The sequence below is a fragment of the Longimicrobium sp. genome, assembly GCF_035474595.1.
Classification (GTDB): Bacteria; Gemmatimonadota; Gemmatimonadetes; order Longimicrobiales; family Longimicrobiaceae; genus Longimicrobium.
Genome location: NZ_DATIND010000017.1, coordinates 1 through 8,411, shown reverse-complemented (window position 1 = coordinate 8,411; position 8,411 = coordinate 1). Strand labels below are relative to the sequence as shown.

3 protein-coding genes are annotated in these 8,411 nt (G+C 71.6%); all 3 read right to left on the bottom strand.

Annotation, left to right across the window (positions count from 1 at the left end):
- The coding region (locus tag VLK66_RS02925) for a non-ribosomal peptide synthetase (RefSeq protein WP_325307761.1) at positions 1 to 4,581 on the bottom strand (4,581 nt) is incomplete at its 3' end.
- Between the two features lie 432 nt (positions 4,582 to 5,013).
- Entirely contained in the window at positions 5,014 to 6,942 is a 1,929-nt protein-coding gene (locus VLK66_RS02920; RefSeq protein ID WP_325307759.1) for a RiPP maturation radical SAM C-methyltransferase, read from the bottom strand.
- A 93-nt stretch (positions 6,943 to 7,035) separates the two neighbouring features.
- Positions 7,036 to 7,617, bottom strand: coding sequence for a UpxY family transcription antiterminator (locus VLK66_RS02915; protein ID WP_325307757.1), 582 nt, complete (start codon positions 7,615 to 7,617; stop codon positions 7,036 to 7,038).
- Positions 7,618 to 8,411 lie beyond the last annotated feature (794 nt).

Here is an 8,411-nt window from a genome sequence, read left to right as displayed (position 1 = left end):
CCGCAGCGCCGCCTCGATCTCGCCCGGCTCCACGCGGTAGCCGCGGATCTTCACCTGGCTGTCGGTGCGGCCCAGGATCATCAGGTCGCCGCCCTCCAGCCAGCGCGCGCGGTCGCCCGTGCGGTACATCCGCGCGCCGGCTGCGGCGAAGGGATCGGGGACGAACTTCTCCGCGCTCAGCCCCGGCCGGCCCAGGTAGCCGCGCGCCACCCCCGCCCCGCCGATGAACAGCTCGCCGGGGAGGCCCACGGGAACGGGGTGGAGATGGGCATCCAGCACGTAGAAGCGGAGGTTCTGGATCGGGTGCCCCACCGGGACGGGGCCGGCGGTATGCCTCCCCCGGGGGAGGACGTACGCCGAGCAGCCGACGACCGTCTCGGTGGGGCCGTATTCGTTCATCAGCCGCACGTCCGGCGCGTGCTCCTGCCACCAGACGGTCGGCTCGGCGGACAGGAAGTCGGCGCCGATCACCAGCGTCTTCGCCGCCCCCCGCGCCTCCTCGGGCGTGAGGAGCGGGGTGAGGAGGGAGAGATGGACGGGGGTGATCTTGATCAGCCCGTAGCCGGGCGCCCCGCGCAGCGCATCGGCCAGCGCCTCCACCGCGTTCTCCTCGGGGAGGAGGTGCACGGGGTGGCCGGCGAAGAGGGGGAGGAGGTTGGTGATGGTGAGGTCCACCGCCATCGACGAGAAGACGGGCGCGCCGCTCCCCGCGTCCGCCCCGTAGGCGCGGACGCCCCAGTCGATGTAGTTGGCGACGCCCCGGTGGTGCATCGCCACGCCCTTGGGCCGCCCCGTGCTCCCCGAGGTGTAGATGACGTAGGCCAGGTTCTCGGAGGTGACGCCGGTCGCGGGCGCGTCCGCGCTCTCGGCCGCGATCTCGCCCCACGCCGTGTCGACGGAGATGACGCGCACGCCACCCAGGACCGGCAGCGCGTCCCGCAGCCGTTCCTGCGTCAGCACGGCGGCCACGGCGGAGTCCTCCAGCACGTAGCCGATCCGCTCCGCCGGGTGGGCGGGATCGACGGGGACGTAGGCACCGCCCGCCTTCATCACCCCCAGGATGGCCACCATCAGCTCCGGCGAGCGCTCCAGGCACAGCCCCACGCGCACCTCCGGCCCGACTCCGAGCCGGATCAGGTGCCGTGCGAGGCGGTTGGCCCGCTCGTCCAGCTCGCGGTAGGTCAGCGTCCGGCCGGCGAAGACGACGGCCGGGGCGTCCGGCGTACGCTCCGCCTGCGCTTCGAAGAGCTGGTGGATGCAGCGCCCGGCGGGATACGGCGCCTCCGTGCGGTTCCATTCCTCCAGCACCCGCCGGCGCTCGTCGGGACCGATCAGCTCCAGGCCGGACAGGCGCCGGTCCGCATCGCCGGCGACCTGCTCCAGCACCCGCTCCAGGTGCGCCACCATCCGCCGCGCCGTAGCGGGCTCGAACAGGTCCGTGCTGTAGGTCAGCCCGCCGGTGAGGCCGTCCGGGCCGGCGCTCATCGTCACGGAGAGATCGAACTTCGCCATCACCGCGTCCGGCTCGGCGCCTTCCACGCGCAGGCCGGGCAAGCGGGCGCCCATCCCTTCGTCGTTGTGCAGCTCGAAGAGCACCTGGACGAGGGGCGAGTGGCCCAGCGAGCGCTCCGGGCGCAGCGCCGTGACCAGCCGTTCGAAGGGCACGTCCTGGTGCTCGGAGGCGGCGAGCGTCACCTCGCGCACGCGCCGCAGCACCTCGCGGAAGCCGGGGTCGCCGGAGAGGTCCGTGCGGAGCACCAGCACGTTCATGAAGAGGCCGATCAGCCCCTCCGTCTCCCCCCGCGTGCGCCCCGCCACGGTGCTCCCCACCACCACGTCCGCGCTCCCGGCGTACTTCGCGAGCAGCACCTGGAAGGCGCCCAGCACCACCATGAACAGCGTGGCGCCCTCGCTCCGCCCCAGCGCCTCCAGCCGCTCGCGCAGCGCCGCGCCGATGCGGATGGGCTCGTGCGCCCCCCGGTGCCGCTGCACCGCCGGACGCGGGTGGCCGGTGGGAAGCTCCAGCAGCTCCGGCGCGCCGGCGAGCCGCTCCCGCCACCAGGCCACCTGCCGCTCCAGCGTCTCGCCCCGCAGGTGCCGGCGCTGCCAGACGGCGTGGTCGGCGTACTGCACCGCCAGCGCAGGAAGCGGCGACTCGCGCCCGTCGCGGTACGCCTCGTACAACGCCGCCAGCTCGCGGAAGAACACCCGCATGCTCCACCCGTCGCTGACGATGTGGTGCATGCAGAGAAGGAGCACGTGCTCCTCGCCCCCCAGCCGCAGCAGCCCCGCCCGGAAGAGCGGACCGGCCGACAGGTCGAAGGGGCGCGCCGCGTCGTCGCCCGCGCGGCGCCGCACCACGGCCTCCCGCTCCTCCGCGCCGAGGGCCGACAGGTCCTCCACCGCCAGCGCGAAGCCCCGGAAGGGCGCGATCACCTGCACCGGCACGCCCTCGGGCTCCGCGAAGGTGGTGCGGAGCGGCTCGTGGCGCCGCACGATCTCGCCGATCGCCCGCTCCAGCGCCGCCAGGTCCAGCGCTCCCGCCAGCCGGAGTGAGACCGGGAGGTTGAAGAGCGGGCTCCCCGGCTGCAGGCGGTCCAGGAACCAGAGCCGCTCCTGCGCGAACGAGGCGAGGGGCGCGCCGGTGCGCTCCACCGGGAGCACCGGCGGCGCCGCGGACGCCGGAGCGGCGCCCCGCAGCGCCTCCACCCGCTCCGCCAGCCGGGCCACGGTCGGCGCCTCGAAGAGCGCGCGCAGCGGCAGCTCCACCCCCAGCGCCCCGCGGATGCGCGACACCATCCGCGTGGCCAGCAGCGAGTGCCCGCCCAGCCCCAGGAAGTCGTCGTCGATCCCCACCCGCTCCACGCCCAGGATCTCGGCCCACGCGGCGCAGAGCTCCCGCTCCACCTCCGTGCGGGGAGCCGCCCATCCGCCGCCGCCAGCGCCCGCGTCCTCCGCCACCGCCGCGGCGAAGTCTCCCGCCTCCAGGCGCCGGCGCAGCACCGGGCGCCGGATCTTTCCCGTGGCGGTGCGCGGGATCTCGTCGCGCCCCACGAGGAGGAGGTGGGCCACCGTGGCCCCGAACCGGGCCGCCACCACGCGCCGCACCTCCCGCCGGAGCGCGTCGCGCTCTCCCGCTTCGGCGAACGGCGTGTGCAGGAAGACGGCGGCCGCGTCGGTGTCGCCCCGGCGCACGGCGCAGACGGCGGTGCAGCCGCGCTCGACGCCGTCCACAGCTTCGATCTCCGCTTCGATCTCCTGGCTGGCGACGTTGACGCCGTTGAGGATCAGGACGTCCTTCTCGCGCCCGGTGAGCATCAGCCTTCCCGCGCGCAGGTAGCCCAGGTCGCCGGTGATGAACCAGCCGTCGCCGGTGAAGCTCTCCCGCGTGTGCCCGGGGTCGCGGGCGTACCCGGGCGTGACGGTGTCGCCGCGCACCTGGATCCGCCCCTCGCGCCCTTCCTCCACCACCCGCCCCGCCGCGTCCGTCACCCGCAGCGAGATCCCCGGGAACAGGGTCCCCGCCTCCACGAAGGCGTCGCCGCCCTCGTCCAGGCGCAGGTCGGTGAGTCGCGAGATTCCCCCCGCCTCGGTAGATCCGTAAGAGGGGCGCAGCGCCTCGGGGCGCAGGCCGTACGGCGCCATCTGCTCCAGGAAGGCGCGCACGGTGCGCGCGACCACCGGCTCCGCGCTCACCACGAAGCTCTGCACGCGGGAGAAGTCCCACCCCGCACGCCCTCCGCCCGCGGCCAAGTGCGCGTTGATCAGCCCCAGCGAGTAGTTGGTGCCCCCCGTGTGGGTGACGCGGTAGCGGTGGAGGCCCTCCAGCCAGTGCCCGGGAGCCTCCAGCACGTCGCGGGTGCCCAGCTGCACCTGGTCCGCGCCCGCAGCCAGGATCGACATGCTGGAGGTGAGCCCCGCGTTGTGGTCCAGCGGGAGCCAGTTGAGGAAGGTGATCTCGGCGCAGCCGGCCAGCCCCGGATTCCGCTGGCAGACGCAGAGGAGGTTGTGGTGGCTGCGCTGGATCAGCCGCGGGCGTCCGGTGGTTCCCGAGCTCAGCAGCAGCGCCGCGATCGCCTCCGGGGGGCTGGGGTGCCACGCCGGGTCCGGGGCGTGCGCGGCCAGCTCCGCCACGGGGGCGATGTGGGCATCGACGCCCAGCGCCGCGCGCACCGGCCCCTCGGCTCCGGTGGCGGCGACCACCAGCGGCCGGTCCAGCGTGCTCCAGACGTCGCGGAGCCGCCGCGCCGCGGTCCCCGCGCCGTCGTGCGCGCCCGCGGGCTCGCAGGGAACGGCCGTGAAGCCGCCCAGGACGCACGCCCAGAACGCCGGGAGGAACTCGTCGACCGCGCCGAGCTGGAGAATCACCTCGTCGCCGGGCCGTGCGCCGCGCGCCCGGAGCCCGCCCAAGATCCGTTCCGCGCGGCTCCGGAGCTCGTCGTAGCGCAGCACCACCTCCCCGCCGTCGCGCCCGACGCGGATCACGCGGCGCGCCGCGGCCTCTTCCGAGGCACGGCGGAGGACGTCGGCCAGCGTGGCCGGCGCTCCCTCCGGAACGGTGAGCTCGGGACCGGTCGCCACGGCAAGTCGCGGCAGGAGCGCGCCCTCCGGCGCTGCCGTGAGTGTCTGGCCGGCAACTGCATCCATTGACGATCCCCTGGACAGAGCGTTGGATCACGAGAAACGGCCCAACCCGTCACCATCCACCGGCGGCGAGGGCACACCGGGCGGCGCCGCGCGAAGCCGCTGGCCCCTCATCCCCCCGTTGCGGCTCACTTCGGCGTCCCGATGTCTGTCATCCTCCCCAAACGGCGACTGTGGGACTTAATTCATTTATCGTCCGGAAATATGAACTATCAACCTCGGACTGCTCCAAGGGATGCGCCGCCGGGCCAGCATCATCCGCCATGTTCGTGTGATGTGGGGACGACGAAACCCGCGTCGCCCGCGAGACATCCTCCGGTCCGCCCGCGGTGCCGCCGTCCGGGCGTCGCGCCTCCGTCCGCCGGCGGATCACACCGTGGCGGTGGCGAGGATCACGTTCTCGAGGGGAACGGTGATGGGGCGCGGCGGAGCGACGAGCAGGCTCATGTAGCGCTCGCCCTCGTGGAAGACGAGGCCGCGCTCCACCAGCCACGCGATCTCGGCCTCCACGTCGACCCCCTCCAGCTCGCGCGCCAGGTTCACCACCTTCTTCGCGGTGCCCAGCGCCTCCAGCACGCGCCGGCTCTCCTCGCGGAGCGGGTACTCCAGCGGCACCCCGTCGCGCGAATCGAAGACGTGGGGCACGCCCTCGCGCAGGCACAGGCGCAGCTCGGGCCGGCCGGCGGAATTCCACAACGTCTTCCAGCGGTCCACCTTCGCCCGCAGCCGGGCGACCATCAGCGCCGCGTTGGTGGCGTACGGCGCCAGGCTGTTGTCGTCCGCGAAGTAGTAGGCCAGGCGGTACAGCGACTCGCGCGGGAACGGGTACGTCAGCTCGTACCAGTCCAGCGGATGCAGGTCCAGCCCGTAGGCCTCGGCCTCTTCGTAGTACGGGCTGAAGCGGTCGAAGCGCACGGGAAACACCCCGGCGGGCGGGTAGAGATGGGTGAGCAGCGGCAGCTCGCGCTCGTACTTCTCGTACACCTCCAGCTCTTCTCCCGGGAACCCGATCAGCAGGTTCCACGCGGGCTCGATCCCGTAGCGCACCGCGTTGATCAGGAACGAGAGGTTCTGGAACACCGAGGTTCCCTTGCGCATCAGCTTCAGGGTGGAGGTGTTCAGCGCCTCGATCCCCGGCTGGATGCGCAGCACCCGCGCCCTGGCCAGCGTGCGGAAGTCGTCTTCGGTGAGATCGGCCTTCACCTCGTAGAACATGAACACGCCCGGCGGCGTGTCCAGGTAGGGAAGGACGTCGGTCAGGTAGCTCTTGGGGAGGATGTTGTCGACGCTCTGGAACTCGCGCACCCGGTCGGCGTGCGCGAACAGGCCGTTGAACACGCGGAAGGCGTTCTCGGGGCGCATCGAGCGGTAGCTGATGGTGGAGCCGTTCAGCCCGCAGAAGGTGCAGTGCGCCTTCTCGCCCCACCAGCACCCGCGCGAGGTCTCGAACAGGAGGATCGGCTTGTCGCGTTCGGGGAACGCCGCCGCGTACCGCTCCAGGAACTCCTCCCAGTCGTACTCCGCCAGCTCGTTCACGTCGTTCTCCTCGCCGAACGCGCGCACCTCGGGCGGGCCGCCCGTCGCCGCCAGGTCTAGGCCCGGCGCGGCGCAGCCGGCCGCGTCGCGCACCCGGTTCTTCCGCGAGAACACGCCGTCGATGCGGTGGCACCCCTCGGTGTCGCCGTCCACCAGGCAGCGCAGCAGCCGGGGAAAGCTCCGCAGCGACGGGCCCGAGAAGACGAAGTCCAGCACCGGCGCGTTCTCCAGCAGCTCGCGCCCCATCGGCGCCTCGCAGTTGGCGCCGCCCACCACGATCACCGCCGACGGGTTCCGCTCCCTGATCATCCGCGCCATGGCCAGGGTGGCGGCGTTCTGCGAGAACATGGAGGTGAAGCCCACCAGGTCCGCCTGGTCCAGCCCGTAGCGGTCGATCATCTCCTGGAAGTGCGTGCGCAGCCCGGCGCGCATCCGCATCACGAAGTCCTTCAGGGCGCGGTTGCGCGCGGTGTGCTGCGGGTAGTAGCGCTGGAAGTACTCGTCCGCGTTGTCCGGCGCCTCGGGGAACGCGGCCTCGCGGAAGAACCACTCGCCCAGCCCGGTGGGGTGGTGCTCGAACGAGACCAGCTCCTCGTACGCGGCAAGGCCCAGGTACAGGGCGAAGTCGTGGTTCAGGTAGCGGACCTGCGCCTCGACGCGCGCCCCGAACGTCTGCCTGACCACGGACTGCAGCTGGGTGAGCGCCAGCGAAGGCATGGACAGGGTCGCGAGCGGCATGTTCACCAGGGCGATCTTGTACATCTTCACTCCCTCTCGAGGGGGAAGGGGTGCGTTGCCGGAGGTGGGGACGGGGGATGCCTGGACGATTCTTCGCGGCGGCGGCCGCGGGGTCCTTCAGCCGGGTGGGGGGATGGGCGTCACCCCGGCGACGTCGATGTCCACCTCCAGCGCCTGGCCGATCGCGGCGATCCCGACCAGCACGCGCTGGCGGCTGCGGTGCTCCACCACGATCCCCTCCACTCCCTGAAAGGGGCCGGAGGTCACGCGCACCCACTTTCCGCACTGCACGGGCGGGCTCGGCTCCACGCCGACGTCGCCGGGAGCGGCGGCGAACGAGACGCGGCGGACGTTCTCGATCTCGGCGGCGGGGATCGGCGTGGGGTACCCGCGCGCGCTCACCACGCTCACCACGCCGTGCGTCGAGAGCACCTGCGCGAGCATGTCGAGGGTGAAGCGCCCGAACACGTAGCCGGGAAAGAGCGGCAGGTGGACCAGCTTCATCCGGTCCTTCCAGCGGCTCTGCCGGGCGTGGATGGGAAGGTAGCTCTCGATCTTCTGCGCGCTCAGAAGCGTTTCCACGATCTTCTCGTGGCGCGAGCGGGTGTAGCACGCATACCAGTGGGGCTGCTGGTAGAGCGTGTCCGGTGCCTGTCTGCGTCCGGCTTCGAGCGTGACTTCTGCAACGCGGTTCGGCATGGATACAGGGAGGTGGAGGCGTGCTTCACCCCGGCCACGGAGGCGGCCGGTTGGCGCTCCCCGCCGCCGTGCCCACGCATCGGTCGGTGCGGGGCGGATCGTGCCGCGGGAGGGCATGTAATGCGCTGCCGCCGAGACGGGCACAGGCGCGTGGACGCGTAGACGGGGTCCGATCCGGGGCGGCATCAGGCGAGGCGGCCTCGCCAGCGCCCTGTCCGCGAGCGGAAAGAAGCCCGTCCGCAACAGCGCTCGAATCCACTAATCAGCAGGTCGGTACCACGCTAAGTCCCTTTATGCGTGGTGTATAGGCGCGGCCCGATCCTCCAGCTTTTGCGCTCAAGCTACAGGACGGAGGTGCTCCGACCGTCCGGACTCGATTGCTTACCCGCGCAACTCCCGACTTGTGATGCAGTTATGGGGAGTAGGCACATCGACCGAGGGGCATAGCTCCGCCCTGTCAGTTACAGGCGCCCCTGACGCGGCCTTGAATCTCCCGGATCACTCTGTGATCGGTGCTCCGCTCCCGCCCGACAAGCCCGGCCTGCGAGGCTCAGGCAGTATGGCACACGCCCGGCCATTTGTCTATTAATGTCGGGATCAGAATCTAAAAGCGTGTTTCCCAGATGGGAAGCATTATTTTTATTAAGATCAATTAATACCAATTCCCTTGACGGATTGTTCACTTAGCTTATCTTTGTGAGCCAACCTCAACCGGAGTTGGCCGATGAGCGAACGCTTTCCCGCGATTGCGCAGTCGCAGGAGGAGCTGGAAACGCTGTTGAAGGCGAACCGGG

What these genes read in the sequence shown, in the direction of transcription:
- VLK66_RS02920 (WP_325307759.1), bottom strand. Translation starts at nt 6,942, where the DNA reads ATGTACAAGATCGCCCTGGTGAACATGCCGCTCGCGACCCTGTCCATG.
- VLK66_RS02915 (WP_325307757.1), bottom strand. Translation starts at nt 7,617, where the DNA reads ATGCCGAACCGCGTTGCAGAAGTCACGCTCGAAGCCGGACGCAGACAG.